18 protein-coding genes are annotated in these 16,881 nt (G+C 36.3%); all 18 read right to left on the reverse strand.

The annotated features are described in order from the left end of the window. Positions 1-7 precede the first annotated feature (7 nt). A complete protein-coding gene (locus BLE01S_RS08210) occupies positions 8-1,153 on the reverse strand; it encodes a 1-deoxy-D-xylulose-5-phosphate reductoisomerase (RefSeq protein ID WP_066139580.1) in 1,146 nt (381 codons plus the stop codon). Between the two features lie 29 nt (positions 1,154-1,182). Beyond that, positions 1,183-1,974: a phosphatidate cytidylyltransferase gene (locus tag BLE01S_RS08215; RefSeq protein WP_066139583.1), complete on the reverse strand. Its 792-nt coding sequence runs from the start codon at positions 1,972-1,974 to the stop codon at positions 1,183-1,185. Continuing rightward, positions 1,971-2,768 carry an undecaprenyl pyrophosphate synthase gene (uppS, locus tag BLE01S_RS08220; RefSeq protein ID WP_066139585.1) on the reverse strand — a complete coding sequence of 266 codons (798 nt, stop codon included), beginning with the start codon at positions 2,766-2,768 and terminating at the stop codon, positions 1,971-1,973. The genes BLE01S_RS08215 and uppS overlap by 4 nt, the downstream gene beginning before the upstream one ends. Before the next feature lie 215 nt (positions 2,769-2,983). Then, a complete protein-coding gene (gene frr / locus BLE01S_RS08225; protein ID WP_066139588.1) occupies positions 2,984-3,541 on the reverse strand; it encodes a ribosome recycling factor in 558 nt (185 codons plus the stop codon). Beyond that, positions 3,541-4,266: a UMP kinase gene (pyrH, locus tag BLE01S_RS08230; protein WP_066139591.1), complete on the reverse strand. Its 726-nt coding sequence runs from the start codon at positions 4,264-4,266 to the stop codon at positions 3,541-3,543. Before pyrH ends, frr begins: the two co-directional genes overlap by 1 nt. Before the next feature lie 245 nt (positions 4,267-4,511). After that, complete coding sequence (gene tsf, locus BLE01S_RS08235) at positions 4,512-5,393, reverse strand: translation elongation factor Ts (protein ID WP_066139593.1); 882 nt, start codon at positions 5,391-5,393, stop codon at positions 4,512-4,514. A 138-nt stretch (positions 5,394-5,531) separates the two neighbouring features. Continuing rightward, positions 5,532-6,254: a 30S ribosomal protein S2 gene (gene rpsB, locus BLE01S_RS08240; protein ID WP_066139595.1), complete on the reverse strand. Its 723-nt coding sequence runs from the start codon at positions 6,252-6,254 to the stop codon at positions 5,532-5,534. A 154-nt stretch (positions 6,255-6,408) separates the two neighbouring features. Further along, positions 6,409-6,930, reverse strand: coding sequence for a hypothetical protein (locus BLE01S_RS08245; RefSeq protein WP_066139598.1), 522 nt, complete (start codon positions 6,928-6,930; stop codon positions 6,409-6,411). An 8-nt stretch (positions 6,931-6,938) separates the two neighbouring features. Further along, entirely contained in the window at positions 6,939-7,250 is a 312-nt protein-coding gene (locus tag BLE01S_RS08250; RefSeq protein ID WP_066139602.1) for a hypothetical protein, read from the reverse strand. Beyond that, positions 7,247-8,029, reverse strand: a complete 783-nt coding sequence (locus BLE01S_RS08255) for a FliA/WhiG family RNA polymerase sigma factor (protein ID WP_066139605.1) — start codon at positions 8,027-8,029, stop codon at positions 7,247-7,249. Before BLE01S_RS08255 ends, BLE01S_RS08250 begins: the two co-directional genes overlap by 4 nt. Before the next feature lie 44 nt (positions 8,030-8,073). After that, entirely contained in the window at positions 8,074-8,568 is a 495-nt protein-coding gene (locus tag BLE01S_RS08260) for a chemotaxis protein CheD (protein ID WP_066139609.1), read from the reverse strand. Continuing rightward, positions 8,561-9,202 (reverse strand): chemotaxis protein CheC, encoded by a 642-nt coding sequence (locus tag BLE01S_RS08265; RefSeq protein WP_066139612.1) that lies wholly within the window; start codon positions 9,200-9,202, stop codon positions 8,561-8,563. The genes BLE01S_RS08260 and BLE01S_RS08265 overlap by 8 nt, the downstream gene beginning before the upstream one ends. Continuing rightward, positions 9,192-9,662, reverse strand: a complete 471-nt coding sequence (locus BLE01S_RS08270) for a chemotaxis protein CheW (protein ID WP_082788625.1) — start codon at positions 9,660-9,662, stop codon at positions 9,192-9,194. Before BLE01S_RS08270 ends, BLE01S_RS08265 begins: the two co-directional genes overlap by 11 nt. 22 nt (positions 9,663-9,684) lie before the next feature. Beyond that, positions 9,685-11,709: a chemotaxis protein CheA gene (locus tag BLE01S_RS08275; protein WP_066139617.1), complete on the reverse strand. Its 2,025-nt coding sequence runs from the start codon at positions 11,707-11,709 to the stop codon at positions 9,685-9,687. After that, positions 11,700-12,797: a CheB methylesterase domain-containing protein gene (locus tag BLE01S_RS08280; RefSeq protein WP_066139620.1), complete on the reverse strand. Its 1,098-nt coding sequence runs from the start codon at positions 12,795-12,797 to the stop codon at positions 11,700-11,702. The genes BLE01S_RS08275 and BLE01S_RS08280 overlap by 10 nt, the downstream gene beginning before the upstream one ends. Next, on the reverse strand, positions 12,797-13,666 hold the full coding sequence (locus tag BLE01S_RS08285) for a MinD/ParA family protein (protein WP_066139622.1): 870 nt from the start codon (positions 13,664-13,666) through the stop codon (positions 12,797-12,799). The genes BLE01S_RS08280 and BLE01S_RS08285 overlap by 1 nt, the downstream gene beginning before the upstream one ends. Continuing rightward, complete coding sequence (gene flhF, locus BLE01S_RS08290; protein ID WP_066139625.1) at positions 13,663-14,826, reverse strand: flagellar biosynthesis GTPase FlhF; 1,164 nt, start codon at positions 14,824-14,826, stop codon at positions 13,663-13,665. The genes BLE01S_RS08285 and flhF overlap by 4 nt, the downstream gene beginning before the upstream one ends. Then, positions 14,823-16,856: a flagellar biosynthesis protein FlhA gene (gene flhA / locus BLE01S_RS08295; protein ID WP_066139628.1), complete on the reverse strand. Its 2,034-nt coding sequence runs from the start codon at positions 16,854-16,856 to the stop codon at positions 14,823-14,825. Before flhA ends, flhF begins: the two co-directional genes overlap by 4 nt. Between the last annotated feature and the right edge of the window lie 25 nt (positions 16,857-16,881).

Raw genomic sequence — 16,881 nt, forward strand, 5'->3', positions numbered from 1 at the left:
CCTTTGTTTAAAAGAGTGTGTTTACATACTTCCTTGTCTCTAAATCAACTTCATGAATAACTGAAATATCTGGATCAATTATATTTCTGTGCCAATCAAGTGCTTTTTCTATAAGATCTTCTATGGTGAGAAATCCAATTTCCCCCTTAAGAAAAGCAGCAACTGCAGCTTCATTAGCAGCATTCAAAACTGTTGGCATAGTTCCACCTGCTTGACCTGCATCATATGCAAATTTTAAACAGCGAAACCTCAGCATATCCATTTTTTCAAAATGTAATGTACCAATCTGAGCAAGATTTAAAGGAGTAGAACTTGGAAGAGTCATCCTATTAGGATACGTCAATGCATATTGGATCGGTACCCTCATATCTGGACTTCCCAACTGTGCCATCACACTGCTGTCTTCAAATTCTACCATAGAATGTATGATACTTTCTCGATGCAACAACACATCGATTTGCTCATAAGGTAGATTAAATAACCAATGTGCCTCGATAACTTCAAGCCCTTTGTTCATCATTGTAGCAGAATCGATTGTAATTTTGGAGCCCATGGACCAATTCGGATGATTTAATGCTTCTTCGAGTGTCACAGCTTTTAATTCATCTCGTTTCAAATCTCGAAAACTGCCTCCGGAGGCTGTAATAATAAGTCTTTGTATACTTGCTGCTCTCTCTCCTTGTAAACATTGAAATATAGCTGAATGTTCACTGTCAACTGGTAATATATCCACATTGTTTTCTTTTGCAGCTGCCATCACAATATGACCTGCTGTTACAAGTGTTTCCTTATTTGCTATCGCTATTGTTTTCTTTGCCTTGATTGCTTCTAATGTGGGATAAAGCCCTACACTTCCAATCACGGCATTTAATAGTACCTCCGTTTTATCGTAAACAGCGACTTCCACGAGCCCTTGATGACCAGATACGAATTTTATATTGGAAGGAAACTCTGCTCTCAATGAATCACGATCTTCTTCTTCCTGCACCGCAACAAATTCCGGTTGGAACTCCGCAATAATTTTTCTTGTAAGATTTATATTTTTCCCTGCCGACATAGCTACTAATTTAAAATGTTGGGGATGATTTCTTATTACGTCAAGTGTCTGAGTTCCAATCGACCCAGTCGCACCAAGCAAACTAATATGCTTCATATTCTCCACTCCTTACGATGGCCCCTTAATCAAATGATAGTATAAAGAAGATAAAAAAGAGGCAAAACAAAAAGCCAACTGTCACATCTATCAAGAATTCCTCCGTGGCCAGGCATAATATTACCAGAGTCCTTTACACCATAATGTCGCTTCAACGCAGATTCCGCCAGATCACCAATTTGTCCAAAAATAGATAAGACAATTGTAATGAGCATTAATTTAAAAAGTGGAATTTGGATGTTGGTAAATACCGCGAACAGAATGGCAACCGCTAATGCCGCAACAATTCCACCAATAAATCCTTCTACAGTCTTGTTAGGGCTAATATCAGGCCATAACTTTCTTTTCCCAATCGCTTTGCCGATAAAATAGGCGCCTGAATCGGTAACCCATACTACAAATAATGCATACAACAGATATACAAGACCAGCTTCTCTCGTTAAAACAATAAAATAAAAACCAATACCTATATATAAAACCGAAAATAACGAAGACCCTACATCGTCAAATGTAAATCGGTTTTTCACTACCACTGTATAAGCTAGGTAAAGAAGAACACCTATAGCCATGACTTCTAATTTTGTCCATCCAGCAAAGATCATAGCATCAAAAAGATGCTGTGGTAACAATAAAATCCAAAGTAATAGTAAGGAGATTATACCTTGACCAGATGTTAGTGATAATTTGCGCATTTTAAAGATTTCGTATAATCCTACTGTAGCCATTGCGTAAGCTAAGATTAAAAATGCCCATCCTCCCCAAAAAACTAATGGTAAGAAAATCGCAATAGCAACAACTGCTGAAATAATTCTTTGTTTCATTTTCTTATCTCCTCTTTATGTATTCCGCCATATCTTCTGGATCTACTTTGAAAAGCTTCAATCGCTTCTAACAAATGTCCCTCTGAAAAATCTGGCCATAATACATCAGTAAACCATAACTCAGTATACGCTAACTGCCAAAGCATAAAATTGCTTAAACGCAATTCACCGCTTGTTCGAATTAACAAATCCGGTTCAGGAAGCTCTTTCGTCATCAGGTAGCTTGAGAAAAGATCTTCATTCAAGTCTGTTTCCGTGATTTCACCATTTTTAAGATCATTAGAAATATCTTTGATCGCATCGATTATTTCAGAACGACTGCCATAATTCAAAGCAAAATTTAGTTTGAGCCCTGTATTATCTTTCGTAGTTTCGATAGCCTTATCCACAGCATTTCTAGTGCTTAAGGGAAGTTGTTCTTTATAACCCATCATACAAACTTGAACATTTTCTTCATTAAGCTCAGGCAAAAAGCTGCTAAGAAATTCTTCAGGCAGTTTCATCAAATAATCGACTTCTTGTTTAGGGCGTTTCCAGTTTTCCGTAGAAAAAGCATAAAGCGTTAATGTCTTTATTCCAAGGCGGTTCGCTAGTTTGGTAATCTTTTTTACGACTTTCATACCTTCATGGTGCCCTGCAATACGTGGTAGTGCGCGTTTTTTCGCCCAGCGACCGTTACCATCCATAATGATTGCGATATGGTTCGGTAATTGGTTTTGTAGTATAAATTCAACACGATCTTTTTCTGCCATTATTGTTCTGGAAGATTTCCAAAACTTCATTTTTTTCAACATAAAAACGTCCTCCGTTAGAAATGCTTCCTCTTGTGCATCAAAGCATATCTTAACATATAAAATCTATGAAGCGTTATAAATTCGCTACTCCATATTATGAAAGAACTGTGAATACTATTATAAAGAAATTAATTCTATTTGAATAGCTTTCTTTTTTCAAAAAAAAATCCCTTCTGACGAAGGGAATGTTTTAACATTTTATACTCTGTAAAAAATTAAACCTCTAAAATTTCATCTTCTTTTTCTTTTGTAATTTCGTCAATTTTTTTAATATGATCGTCTGTTAATTTTTGAATATCATCAGAAAAACTACGAAGATCATCTTCAGTTATCTCGCTACTCTTTTCAAGCTTTTTCAAGTCTTCATTTCCATCTCTACGAATATTACGAATAGCAACTTTTGCATCCTCTGATTCTTTTCTCACCATTTTAACAAGATCTTTTCTGCGTTCTTCTGTTAAATGTGGGATGGAAATCCTGATTAATGAACCATCATTTGTTGGTGTTAATCCAAGATCAGATCTTAAAATTGCTTTTTCTATTTCACCTAAAATAGTTTTATCATAAGGTTGAATAACGAGTTGTCTCGCCTCTGGTACTGAAATTGACGCCATTTGGTTAATTGGCGTTGGTGCACCATAATAATCAACAACAATTTTATCTAATATAGCAGCATTAGCCCGACCAGCGCGAATACTAGAGAGTTCGCGGCTATAAACTTGAATTGCTTTTTCCATCTTATCTTTTGTAGCGGAAATCACATTGTTTGGCATTATTCCTTCCCCCTCACTAATGTTCCAATTTGTTCACCCAAAACAGCACGCTTTACATTTCCTTCTTCTGTAAAAGAAAACACTATTAATGGAATGTCATTATCCATGCATAGAGAAGATGCAGTTGAATCCATAACTCCTAATCCTTCTTTCAATACATCTAAATAAGAAAGTTGCTCGTATTTCACTGCATTTGCATCTAATTTTGGATCTGCAGAATAAACCCCATCCACATTGTTTTTTGCCATTAAGATAACTTCAGCCTCAATTTCAGCTGCTCGCAAAGCTGCAGTAGTATCCGTAGAAAAATAGGGATTACCTGTTCCTGCGGCAAAAATTACCACACGTTTCTTCTCCAGATGTCTAATTGCTCTTCGACGAATATATGGTTCAGCAATTTGGCGCATATCAATAGATGATTGTACCCGAGTTTCTACGTCCATTTGCTCTAGGCTATCCTGGAGCGCAAGGGAATTCATAACCGTAGCTAGCATTCCCATGTAATCTGCTGAAGTTCTATCCATTCCCATCTCGCTTCCTACTTTGCCTCGCCAAATATTACCCCCGCCGACTACGACAGCTACTTCCACACCAAGATCTGCTACTTCTTTCACTTGTTTGGCAATTGACTTGATGACGCTTGGGTTAATACCAAATCCGTCTGTACCAGCAAGTGCTTCACCACTTAATTTAAGAACTACTCTTTTATAAGTTGGATTGGCCATATAAACCTCCAATATTATCTGTATGTATTTTCTAACTAAGAAAAGTCCAAGCTTCCGCGCTTAGTGACGTACGGACCTACGAGCACAAGATCTGGCGACACTGACGTCCATTCCTTAGATCGAGATAAGAATTTATTAAATTATATTTGATCTGTACAAACTCATACTTTCTGGTCTTGGAAAATAGGGAACACGCGGCGTGTCCCCTATTTTATTGTGTATATTGTATCAATAATTAATAAAAATTATTGTTTAACTTGATTCATTACTTCTTCAGCAAAGTTTTCTTGACGCTTTTCAATTCCTTCTCCTACTTCATAGCGGATAAAGTCAACGACTTCTGCACCAAGAGATTCCGCAAATTGACGCACTTTTTGATCAGGATTTTTAACGAATGCTTGATCAAGTAGACAAATTTCCTCGAAGAATTTACCAAGACGACCTTCAACCATTTTCGCAACAATTTTCTCTGGTTTACCTTCATTTAAAGCTTGTTGAGTTAAAACTTGACGCTCATGGTCGGCTTCTTCAGCAGAAACTTGATCTCTAGTGATGTATTTAGGATTAATTGCAGCAATATGCATAGCAATATCCTTAGCTGCAGCAGCATCTGTTGTACCTTCAAGTACTGTTAGAACAGAAATACGTCCACCCATATGCAAGTATTCACCAAATGCCCCATTATCAGTTTTCGTTTTCAATTCAAAGCGACGAAGGGTAAGTTTTTCACCGATTTTTGCAATCGCTGCATTAATGTACTCATCCACAGATTGACCATTGCTCATTTTTTGCTTAAGTGCTTCTTCTACAGAAGCTGGTTTATTCGCTAATAAGTGCTCAGCTAGCTCTTTTACTAAAACTTGGAAGTTTTCGTTTTTAGCAACAAAATCTGTTTCTGCATTAACTTCAAGAATAACAGCATCATTGCCTTCAGATAGAATAAAAGTTGTTCCTTCTGCTGCGATACGATCCGCTTTCTTTGCAGCTGAAGCGATACCTTTTTCACGTAAAAAGTCAATTGCCGCTTCCATGTTTCCGTCTGTTTCTGTAAGCGCCTTTTTACAATCCATCATACCTGCGCCAGTTTTTTCACGAAGTTCTTTAACCATTTTTGCAGTAATAGCCATTATTAATAGTCCTCCTTAAACATATGTGTTGCTAAATATTTGTTTGAAAAAAGGTGATAAGTGTTAATCACTCTCATCACCTTTCTCGACATACCTTACAGTTCTTGCGAACAAAACGGGTATAGCATTTATCTACTATTACGCGTTAGCAGTTTCAGTTGCTGCTTCTTCTACTTCTTCTTCTTGCTTCGACTCTAATAAAGCGTCAGCCATTTTCGAAGTTAATAGTTTGACAGCTCTAATTGCGTCATCGTTAGCAGGGATTACATAGTCAATTTCATCTGGATCACAGTTTGTATCAACAATACCGACGATCGGAATGTTTAATTTGCGTGCTTCTGCAACTGCAATGCGCTCTTTACGAGGATCAATGATAAACATTGCGTCTGGAAGTCTCTTCATTTCTTTAATACCGCCCAAGAATTTAACAAGACGGTCATACTCTTTATTAAGCATAACAACTTCTTTTTTAGGAAGAACTTCAAATGTTCCATCTTCTTCCATTTTTTCGATTGCTTTTAGGCGTTCAATTCTTTTTTGAATTGTTTCAAAGTTAGTTAGAGTACCACCTAACCAACGATGATTTACATAATAGTGGCCTGCGCGCTCTGCTTCATCTTTCACAGAATCATGAGCTTGTTTTTTCGTTCCAACGAATAAAACTTTTCCGTTGTTTTCTCCAATTTCTCTCATGAAATTATAAGCTTCTTCAACCTTTTTTACTGTTTTTTGTAGGTCGATAATATAGATACCGTTACGCTCCGTGAAAATATACTTTTTCATTTTCGGGTTCCAACGGCGTGTTTGGTGTCCAAAATGTACACCTGCTTCAAGCAATTGCTTCATTGAAATTACTGACATTATAAATTCCTCCTTGGTTTTTATCCTCCGCTCTAATCTCATTTTGTACAAACTGTTAGAACAACAGCACCTAATACAAAATCATAGAACGTGTGTATTAACACCATTAATCAATATATCATAAAAAAAAGACGTAATCAAGCATTTGCTGTGATTAACGTCGAAATTTGAGCATTAATTCAATTTCCGTTTTACCTTTTTTTAAAGTTTTTGCTATTTCATCAATTGTTAACCCTTGCTGCTCAAGGCTCTCCACTTGCTCACTGAAACTCATTTCTTGTAAAGTCTTTTCAACATTTTTCGCAGAAGGGGCATTATTATTATCTTTATCATAGGTTTGAAAAGCCAGCAATCTAGAATATGTTTCACTTGAAATTGGTAATTCTTGATCAACAGAAGCCTTTTGATCTGTCATATTGCCTTTTTCACTTTCGTTTAAATTTGTTTCAGCTGTTTTACCTTGTTTATTCAGATTACTCACTACTGAAACAAATTGATCATTTTCCTCTTTCAGTTCCATCAGAAAATGTGAAAATAACTCAGCAAACTCTTCTTGATTTTTACGTTGACTGTTTTCCATCTCCATGATCCTATTTTGGCGTAAATATAATAGAGTAACTGCCAAAATGGTTAGAGCATTTATCATGAATAAAATAAAGATTAATGTACCCGTCAATTTTATCCCTACCCGCTGTAATCAATACTATTTCCTTTATAAGGATGTTCCTCTTTTATTGAAGTTTCTTCATTCAATCTCTCATTAAGTTGATCATGCGTAAATGGATCAACATCACTTGAGGTATTGTCTTTCAATCTGATTTTTTCCTTTTGTTCCATTTTAATCACGGAATGTCTATCTTGCTTAAGTTTCTTTTCCATTTCATTTGTAGCTTGATCGAAACCGGCTTGTCCTCTTTGTTGAAGTTGATCTGTTATTTTCCCTGCATCAAAAGTTCTCGGCAGAGCCACTTGCATCTCAATCAACTTAAGACTCATTTTCCTCCTCCTTCACCAGTCATCTTCGAAAGAACTGTTTTTAATTTAAGAAGAGCCTTTGAGTGAATTTGCGAAATTCTCGAGGTAGATAATTGAATGATTTCTCCTATTTCCGTAAAAGTTAATTCTTCTTTATAAAACAAACTAATAACCAATTGTTCATTTTTATTTAATGTTTGAATGACCTCAGCTAATTCTACTAACCACTCATTTTTTATTAAATGATCCTCTGGATTAGGTGTAAGTTCATCTTTAATTACGTGTGTTTGCTTTTCGTTTTCATCATTATCATTCATTTGCTCGTCCATTGATAAAACATGAGCAAAAAAATATTCATTCATTGTCTGACAGACATCTTCTTCAGAGTAACCACTTTCTGCTGCTATTTCAGCAGGCGAAGCATGTCGTAGTAACCTTTGTTCAAGCCGATCAGAAGCTGATTCGATTTTCTTAATCTTTTCTCTTGTGCTTCTAGGAAGCCAGTCTTCTTTTCGCAGTCCATCTATAATTGCTCCCCTAATCCTAAAAGAAGCATATGTTTCAAATTTCAGATCCCGAGTGGTGTCAAATTTATTCAAAGCATCTAACAATCCCATTAATCCGAGACTTCTCAACTCATCTCTACTGATGTTCTTGGGGATACCGACAGCAATTCGTTGGACATGATATGTAACAAGCGGCATATACTTTTCCACTAAAACATTTCCTGCATCAGCATCCCGGGAGCGGCTCCATCGCTCCCAAAATTGTTGCTCTATTATCGGTGGTGAGTTTGACATCCTATCTTCCTCCTCACAGTTATAAGCATCCTTTCAACGCTGATTCAGATAACAACCTGATCTTGATAGACAGTATTTATTTGTAATGCTAAACTATCGGGATTAAATTCAATCGTTCTTCCGCTATTTCCACCTGTATCTTCGCTAATGAGTTGAATATTAAGTTTTTGCAATTCCTTTTTCACAGCTTCAACATTACGTGGTCCTATTCTCATCTGCTCATTTTTCGATGAAAATTGAAACATTTGAGCACCACCGGAAATTTTAGCTTTTAAATTGGAACGATTTGCTCCCAACGTAATAAGCTCTTTTGTAAGAGCTTTGATAGCAGTATCAGCAAATTTAGCCACATTCATCGCTTTATTTCCTTTTGCCAAGGAAGAATCCGGTAGCATAATGTGTGCCATCCCAGCCATTTTTTTATTTGGATCATAAATAATCACTCCGACACATGACCCAAGACCAAGTGTCCTGATTTTGTTAGGTGCTTGTACAATTTTCATATCTGCAATACCAACTCTTATGACAGTTTCACTCATTCCTCCCGACTCCCAGTGTGTTAAATATTACTGAAAATGACTGGGGATCAGGTAATAGGAAAAAATGTCCTTTTACAAATTCATCATCACCTGCATTGGCTTCATCTAAAGCTGTATCAATGACGATTGCATAATCCTCAGATTGGGATAACTCTATCAAGCCGTAACTAATAATCGCCCCAGCCATATCAATGCTGATAGAAGGAACAGAAGGTAGTAAATCGAGCCCTGTAAAATCAGCTAATGAAGACAAATAGGAACCAGCTAATATGTTTCCTAATTCTTGCATTGCTGAAAGCCCAAGTTCCGAATACGGTGGATTAGCAAATGAAATCGATGATTCACCAGTCATTTTTTGAATATATTTACTTGCTTGGTCAAGAGGTAATATGAAAAACATACTTCCAGTTGCATCACCTTCTATTCGTAAAAACACAGCAACCACTGTAGTATCATGGCCACCTGCAAGTTCAAGCATTTCATCAAAGGTGATAATTCTTACAGTCGGAACATTCATATCAATTTTTTTCCCGACTAAAGTAGAAAGTGCAGTAGACGCATTACCTGCACCTATATTCCCAATCTCTTTCAAAACATCCATTTGCATCATCGTGATATTTTTTTCAATTCCCATCTGTCGCATTCCTATTACTTACAGACTCAAGTATATTTTCTAAGTTAAGCAAAATCAAAAGTCGCTTTTCTAGTTTGGCAACACCACTAATAAACTCTGCTTCAACCGCACCTATTACTTCAGGTTGGGGTTCAATAGCATCATTCGGTATATCCAAAACATCATTTGCTAAATCAACAATCAATCCTACTTCTAAATCTTTATAAGAAACGATAATAATCCTTGTATTATCTGTATACTCTGAATCGCCAAGATCAAAACGTTTCTTTAAGTCAATAATCGGGATAATGACCCCTCTTAAATTAATAACGCCTTTTATAAAAGAAACTACTTTAGGAACTCTTGTAATATATTGCATCTTTTCAATAGCAGTTACTTGTTCAACTGAAAGAGCATATTCATTCCCATTTAACATAAAAACAATTACTTTTTGCTCGGTAGTAATAGATGTATCATTCATTAACATTCAGCCTCCTTTATGACTATTTAATTAGTGCATTACAGTCAATGATTAAAGCTACTTGACCGTCACCCAATATTGTCGCACCAGAAATAGCAAATACCTCGTTCAAATAGTTACCCAATGATTTCAGGACAATTTCTTGCTGGCCTATGAAGGAATTAACAACCAATCCAGCCATCTTCTCGCCTTTTCTCACTATAACTATAGAAATATATTCATCCTTATCATCTGTCACATCCATCTCGAATACTTCCGATAACGCTACGAGTGGGACGACTTTCCCTCTAAAATCAATTACCTTCTGATTGTGAGCAGTTAATATTTCAGATTTACGAATAATCGCAGTTTCAATGATAGACGATAAAGGAATCGCGTATTTTTCATTACTAACTTCAACAAGCATCGCCGAGATGATAGATAAAGTTAAAGGCAATTGAATAGAGAACTTTGAACCCGATCCTTCCTTAGAATCAATAGAGATTACTCCTCCAAGTGACTGAATCGTTGATTTTACAACATCTAATCCAACCCCTCGTCCAGATACATCCGTTATCGTTTCCGCGGTAGAGAAGCCCGAGGCCATAATTAATTCATACGCAGCTTGATCGGTTAGGTTAACTGCCTCTGTATTCGTAATAATTCCTTTAGAAATTGCGCTATCAATCACCTTTTGGCGATTTATTCCAGCTCCATCATCTTCAATTTCAATGAAAACATGATTTCCACTATGGTATGCTTTTAACTTAATACTACCAGTTTCTGGTTTCCCTATTGCTTTACGTACTTCCGGACTCTCAATACCATGATCAATTGCATTTCTTAGCAAATGCACAATTGGATCTCCTATTTCATCAATAACCGTTCGATCGAGTTCTGTTTCCGCGCCAATAATCTCTAAGTCTAATTTCTTGCCCAAATCTCTTTCAAGTTGCCTAACCATACGAGGAAAGCGATTAAAAACGGTTTCGACCGGAACCATTCTCATATTTAAAATTATATTTTGCAGATCCCCAGAAACTCTGATCATTCGCTCAACCGTTTCTTCCAATTCTGGATTTTGAATATCTTGAGAAATTTGCTCTAATCGTCCTCTATCTATTACTAACTCTTCAAATAAATTCATAAGGACATCCAATCGATCGATATTAACCCTAATCGTTTTTCCGCCTGCTTTTCCACTTTTTCTTTCTGTTGGAGTATTATCAACCGAACTTTGTTTAGTTTGTACATTAGTTTCTACAGCATTAATATTTTTTTCCTTCTCATCGTTGCTCATTGATAATTGAGATACACTTACAGAGTTAGATCTAATCTCGTCAATCTCAGACACTTTCATTAATTTATTTTTAATTTCATCTGGTGATTCTTTAGTTATAATCGTAACTGTAAACTCGGAATCAAACTGCTCTTCTTCTAATTGTTCTACACTTGGTACAGATTTAATAACTTCTCCACATTGTTCCAACACTTCAAATACCATAAAGACACGGGCTGTTTTTAATAAACAATCTGGACGTAATGAAATTGTAAACTCGAAACATTGAAACCCTTGTTCTACTGATTGTTCTATAATAGTTCTTTCATATTGGTCATATTCATTTTTCACTATTCCCACTTCTGTTGATGCAGCCACTTCTTCGAATACTGCATTTATAGCTGCCGTATTACCTTTTTCTATTTGCTCTAATTGATTAATAACTGTACTTACATCACGATGTCCATCTCCACCTGAAGCGATTGATTCCACAATTGCCTCTAGATCATCAACAGCTAAAAACATAATATCGAATACCTGTGAGGTGATCTGTATTTTTTCATTGCGAATACCATCAAAAACATTTTCTAAAATATGTGTTAGATTTGCTAAATCAGCATAACCCATTGTAGCAGACATGCCCTTTAACGTATGAGCTGCTCTGAATATTTCATTCACAATTACCAATTCAGTAGGATTGCTTTCTAAATTCAAGAGTTGGTCATTGAGGGCCTGCAAATGCTCTTTACTTTCATCTATAAAAATCTCTAAATACTGATTCACATCCATTTTCCCACGTCCTTCTTCGTATATTTCAAAATGTTAGAAGCGATATCATTAATTTCTGCAATAGTATCCACACAACCTGTACTAATCGCTGCTTTTGGCATGCCATATACAATACAGCTTTCTTCCGCCTCCGCAATCGCAGTAAGCTTCCCTTGTTTCTTCAACTCTATTAAACCAGCCGCACCATCTGCTCCCATACCTGTCATTATTACAGCTATTTTGGCATAGTCTTCTATTAAACTAAGAGAATGAAACATAACATCCACTGATGGACGATGCCCATTTACAGGCGGATCTTCTGAAATTTTAATTATTAGATCATCACTTGATGGATGAATCGTTAAATGTTTTCCACCTGGGGCGATATAGGCAATACCATCTACTAAACGCTCGCCATCTTCCGCTTCCTTTACATCTATTTCACATATGCTATTTAAGCGATTAGCCAAGGATTTTGTAAAGGAAGGTGGCATATGTTGTACAATTACTATGGGGGCTTCCATCCCTTTGGGAAGTTTAGTTAAAACTTTTTGCAAAGCCCCGGGTCCACCCGTAGATGTCCCTATACAAATTATTTTTTTATTCTTTTGAAGTTTTAAAGGTGATAGGCCCTGCCTTTTCATTTCAGAGTACATATTATGGATAGATGTTTTTGTTTTCACCTGACTAGTAACTTGACTTTGACTGGTTATAGCATATGTTCCATTTACCGATTTAATTAGTTGATTAATAGTCGTTTTAAATGCTTCCATTGCGGACAGATCTATTAATTCTGGTCTCTTTATTAATCTGATTCCCTTTTCATCTCCGCTAAATAGACCATCTTCTTCCTGATCTTTTGAGAGAATAATGATCACTTTTCCACAGTACTTTTTCCGTAAATCAGCTATTCCATCTTTCGTTTCCTTTGGTATATTATCTAAATCGACTAATAAAAAATCCGGAGATACTTTTAACATCTTGGTTATGCCCGCTTCATTAAACCTAGCTGCACCTAAAAAGTTCACTTCCTTATTATTTTCAAACATCTTCCCATATAAAATTCTAGTTACTGCGGAATCACTGACTAGAAAGAAAGTCGGATGCATCACAACCGGCCCTCCTTATTCGTAAAAATGTTGCGGAGCTTACTTACGAATGACCGATGGTTAAAACGATCAGAATAATCATCTTCCATATATATATCGACCATTTTTTTAAGTTTAAGAGAGATATCAGCATTTGGAAATTTTTCCGAAAATGCTGTTTGGCTAATCACTGCTTTTCTAACATGCTTATCTTCAGGTAAAACACCCAGCAGCGTTACTTCTTTTTTCAAAAATTTTTGCGCTGCACTTTGTAATCTTTCCAAAGTTTCCTTGCCTTGCCGCTTACTCTCTGCGCGATTGCAAATTAATAAAAATCTACTTTCTGATTGTGCGGAACAAATAAATTTCATCATAGAATAAGCATCCGTAATGGCAGTTGGCTCTGGTGTACATACTACAAAAATATCATCAGCAGAAAGTAAAATATTAAGTGCGGTTGTGGTTGCACCTGCAGCCATATCAAAAATGATGAAATCATATTCTGCTTGCAATTCACTTAATCCATCTAAAAGTCGGTTGTACATTCGATTATCCATTTCCATTACTTCATTCAGTCCATTACCAGCCGAAATATAGGAGATACCGTTAGCCGTGTGTTGAATAATGGATTTTAATGGTACGTCATCCTGTAAAAAAGCGGAAATATTTGAGTTAGATGTTGTACCAAGAAGAATATTGACGTTACCCATCCCGATATCAAAATCAAAAAGTAACACTCGCTTTCCTTTATCTGCTAACGTCAAAGCTAAGTTAGTGGAAATATTCGTCTTTCCGACGCCTCCTTTACCACTTACAATAGCAATTGTTCTTGCTAACTCTTGAGTGTGATTTTGCAATTTCAATCGCAACTTCTCCGCCTGGTCTTTCATGGTTTTTCATCTCCAAGTAGATAATTCGCTATTATTTCAGGACTTGCAGTCAAAATGTCATCAGGAACGTCTTGTCCAGTAGTAATATAAGCAACGCCTTTTTCATACTTCTTTATTAAATTAAACATTGCTCCATAAGACTGTGTCTCATCTATTTTAGTAAAAATAAATTGATCAATATTAAGCTGTTGAAAGTTTTCTACAATTTCACCCATATCTTTTTCTCTCATAGAGATAGATAATACCAAAAAAGTAGCCATATTCACTTCATTAAAAGTGTTTTTCAACTCATCAACAAACACTAATTCTCTATAATTTCTACCCGCTGTATCAATTAATACAAGATCAAAATCGGCAAATTTATCCATCGCAGCAGAAAAGTCTTCCTGTTTATATACAACTTCTATCGGAATATTTAAAAGCTGAGCATATGTTTTTAATTGCTCGATTGCTGCAATCCTATAAGTATCTAAAGTGATAAATGCAACTCTTTTATTTTGCTCAAGCATTGCTTCAGCCGCTAATTTGGCAATTGTAGTAGTTTTGCCTACACCCGTTGGTCCCACAAGATTAATATATTTTTTGGAATAATCGATTCCCTCAAAATTAAATGTAGTCAATTGGTCAACAATTATTTCATTACACCATGAGATAACATCTTGTTTGGTAGGTTGACTAGAAGCGTTTCTCCACTTTTCTAACATAATATCCCCAAGTTCTTGCACATATTTTTCGTTAAGTTCCGCTTCATGCAGCTGCAATAAACAAGATTGAATATACTCTGGATAACTTTGTATATTTAAGTGGTGATGTCTAACAGATGTTAGCTCCCTTTTTATTTCTGCCATTTCAGACATAATGTCTCTATTCTCGCGATTACTTCTTGCAATACTCTCAACATGTTTGGTTTCTTTCTTAATCGTTTCTGTATGCGAGTTGTCTGGTAATTTCCTTTTTTTTACTTTGGTTTTTTGTTTAGGTTGTACCGCAATTTCATCAAGAGCGGCAATTACTTCAATTTTTTTCTTTCGAAACATGCCGAGAAAGCCACCATGATAAACAACTTTGGAATTTAATATAACTGCATTATCACCTAGTTCATCTTTGACTTTTTTCATCGCAGCTGGCATAGATGGAGCGATAATTTTTTTTATATTCATTCGATGTTCACCACCCCAGTACTTTGAACTTCCACATTCGCTTCTAATTCGTTATAAGAAAGAACTGGCACATGCGGAAAGTATCTTTCTGTCATTTGTCTTACGTACATACGAACTGCTGGCGAGCATAGTAGGATTGGCGACTGTTGCATTAGCGATAACTCTTCTACTTGACCCGCTATTGCTTCCAGTATCCTTTGAGAATCAGCTGGATCTAATGATAAATAGTTTCCATGTTCTGTTTGTTGGATACTATCAGCAATTACTTTCTCGATTTTTCCAGATACGGTAATTACCTTTAACAAACCGCCATCTTCCGCATATTGAGTTGTAATCTGCCTTGCTAGTGATTGTCGAACATATTCTGCCAATAGTTCTGTATCTGTACTCATTCTTCCATAATCAGCAAGTGTTTCAAAAATAATTGGCAGATTTCGAATAGATACATTTTCTTTTAATAATTTTGCTAACACTTTTTGTACTTCTCCTACTGACAATGGATTCGGAGTGACTTCTTCAGCCAGAATCGGATAAGATTCCTGAAGATGGTCAATCAACTGTTTCGTTTCTTGTCGACCTAACAGTTCATAAGCATTTGTTTTTAATAATTCGGTAATATGTGTCGATACGACTGACGATGGATCAACAACCGTATATCCCATGATTTCGGCTTGTTCTTTTACATCCTCTGTTATCCATTTGGCAGGTAAACCGAAGGAAGGTTCAATTGTATCAATACCTTCTATCGTATCCTCTCCCCCAGGGCTCATAGCTAAATAATGATCAAGTAATAGTTCACTTCTAGCCATTTCATTTCCTTTTATTTTTAAACGGTATTCATTAGGTTCTAGTTGAATATTATCCCTAATTCTAACTACAGGAATAACAATCCCTAGTTCCAAGGCCAGCTGTCTCCTAATCATGACAATTCTATCGAGGAGATCCCCGCCCTGATTGACATCCGCTAGAGGAATAAGTCCATATCCAAATTCAAACTCGATCGCATCAACATTTAATAAGTTAATTACACTATCAGGACTTTTCATTTCATCTGCTTCTGTCTCTTCCAAAGACTCAATTAAATCTTCTTCAGTATTAGTTGGTTGTCGAGATAGCATCAGTCCTCCGATGGCTAACCCTGCTGCAATTGGGATAGTAATAATATCATTGATTGGTGTTACTAAACCTAATAGAAAAATAGTTGCTGCTGCAATATAAAGCAAAGACGGCGAAGATAATAATTGTCCAAAAATGTCTGAGCCGATGTTTCCTTCAGAAGCAGCACGAGTAACAACAATCCCTGTTGCAGTAGAAATAAGCAATGCTGGGATTTGACTCACAATCCCATCTCCCACAGTCAGCATTGAATATTTAAGAGAAGCTTCAGCAATTGGCAATCCTTCTTGCATCATTCCGATTATAATGCCAAATAACAAGTTTATTAATACTATTATGATACCCGCGATGGCATCACCTTTAACAAATTTACTTGCACCATCCATTGCCCCGTAGAAATCCGATTCTCGCGATACTTTATCTCTTCTTTCTCTTGCTTCTTGTTCAGAAATAACACCCGCATTTAAATCGGCATCTATGCTCATTTGCTTACCAGGCATCGCATCGAGTGTAAAACGTGCTGCTACTTCAGAAACACGTTCAGATCCTTTAGTGATGACGATGAATTGAATAACAATCAAAATAAAAAACACAACGAGTCCAACCAATACATTCCCACCGACAACAAAAGACCCGAAAGTTTCAACTACCCCACCTGCATCACCTTTTGAGAGAATGGATCTCGTTGTGGAAACGTTCAAACCTAATCTAAATAAAGTCAACAGTAATAATAATGAAGGGAATATAGAAAATTGCAGGGGCTCTTGCATATTCATTGAAGTGAGTAGAACAAGTAGTGCAAGTGAAATATTCGCTATGATTAACAAACTTAATAACCACGTTGGAAATGGAATGACCAGCATGGCTACAATTAAAATAACACTTGATAATACTACAATATCTTTAAGTTTCATAACGATCTCTCCTTGCCTTACTTTC

It is taken from the genome of Lederbergia lenta NBRC 16444 (assembly GCF_001591545.1).
GTDB lineage: Bacteria > Bacillota > Bacilli > Bacillales > Bacillaceae_C > Lederbergia > Lederbergia lenta.

Excerpts from the sequence above, each read along its gene's own strand:
- tsf (WP_066139593.1), bottom strand. The coding sequence starts at position 5,393 with ATGGCTATTACTGCAAAAATGGTTAAAGAACTTCGTGAAAAAACTGGC.
- BLE01S_RS08280 (WP_066139620.1), bottom strand. The coding sequence starts at position 12,797 with ATGCATCCGACTTTCTTTCTAGTCAGTGATTCCGCAGTAACTAGAATT.
- rpsB (WP_066139595.1), bottom strand. The coding sequence starts at position 6,254 with ATGTCAGTAATTTCAATGAAGCAATTGCTTGAAGCAGGTGTACATTTT.
- flhA (WP_066139628.1), bottom strand. The coding sequence starts at position 16,856 with ATGAAACTTAAAGATATTGTAGTATTATCAAGTGTTATTTTAATTGTA.
- BLE01S_RS08265 (WP_066139612.1), bottom strand. The coding sequence starts at position 9,202 with ATGGGAATTGAAAAAAATATCACGATGATGCAAATGGATGTTTTGAAA.
- pyrH (WP_066139591.1), bottom strand. The coding sequence starts at position 4,266 with ATGGCCAATCCAACTTATAAAAGAGTAGTTCTTAAATTAAGTGGTGAA.
- BLE01S_RS08250 (WP_066139602.1), bottom strand. The coding sequence starts at position 7,250 with ATGAGTCTTAAGTTGATTGAGATGCAAGTGGCTCTGCCGAGAACTTTT.
- BLE01S_RS08270 (WP_082788625.1), bottom strand. The coding sequence starts at position 9,662 with ATGAATGATACATCTATTACTACCGAGCAAAAAGTAATTGTTTTTATG.
- flhF (WP_066139625.1), bottom strand. The coding sequence starts at position 14,826 with ATGAATATAAAAAAAATTATCGCTCCATCTATGCCAGCTGCGATGAAA.
- uppS (WP_066139585.1), bottom strand. The coding sequence starts at position 2,768 with ATGTTGAAAAAAATGAAGTTTTGGAAATCTTCCAGAACAATAATGGCA.
- BLE01S_RS08210 (WP_066139580.1), bottom strand. The coding sequence starts at position 1,153 with ATGAAGCATATTAGTTTGCTTGGTGCGACTGGGTCGATTGGAACTCAG.
- BLE01S_RS08285 (WP_066139622.1), bottom strand. The coding sequence starts at position 13,666 with ATGAAAGACCAGGCGGAGAAGTTGCGATTGAAATTGCAAAATCACACT.
- BLE01S_RS08275 (WP_066139617.1), bottom strand. The coding sequence starts at position 11,709 with ATGGATGTGAATCAGTATTTAGAGATTTTTATAGATGAAAGTAAAGAG.
- frr (WP_066139588.1), bottom strand. The coding sequence starts at position 3,541 with ATGCCAAACAATGTGATTTCCGCTACAAAAGATAAGATGGAAAAAGCA.
- BLE01S_RS08260 (WP_066139609.1), bottom strand. The coding sequence starts at position 8,568 with ATGAGTGAAACTGTCATAAGAGTTGGTATTGCAGATATGAAAATTGTA.
- BLE01S_RS08255 (WP_066139605.1), bottom strand. The coding sequence starts at position 8,029 with ATGTCAAACTCACCACCGATAATAGAGCAACAATTTTGGGAGCGATGG.
- BLE01S_RS08215 (WP_066139583.1), bottom strand. The coding sequence starts at position 1,974 with ATGAAACAAAGAATTATTTCAGCAGTTGTTGCTATTGCGATTTTCTTA.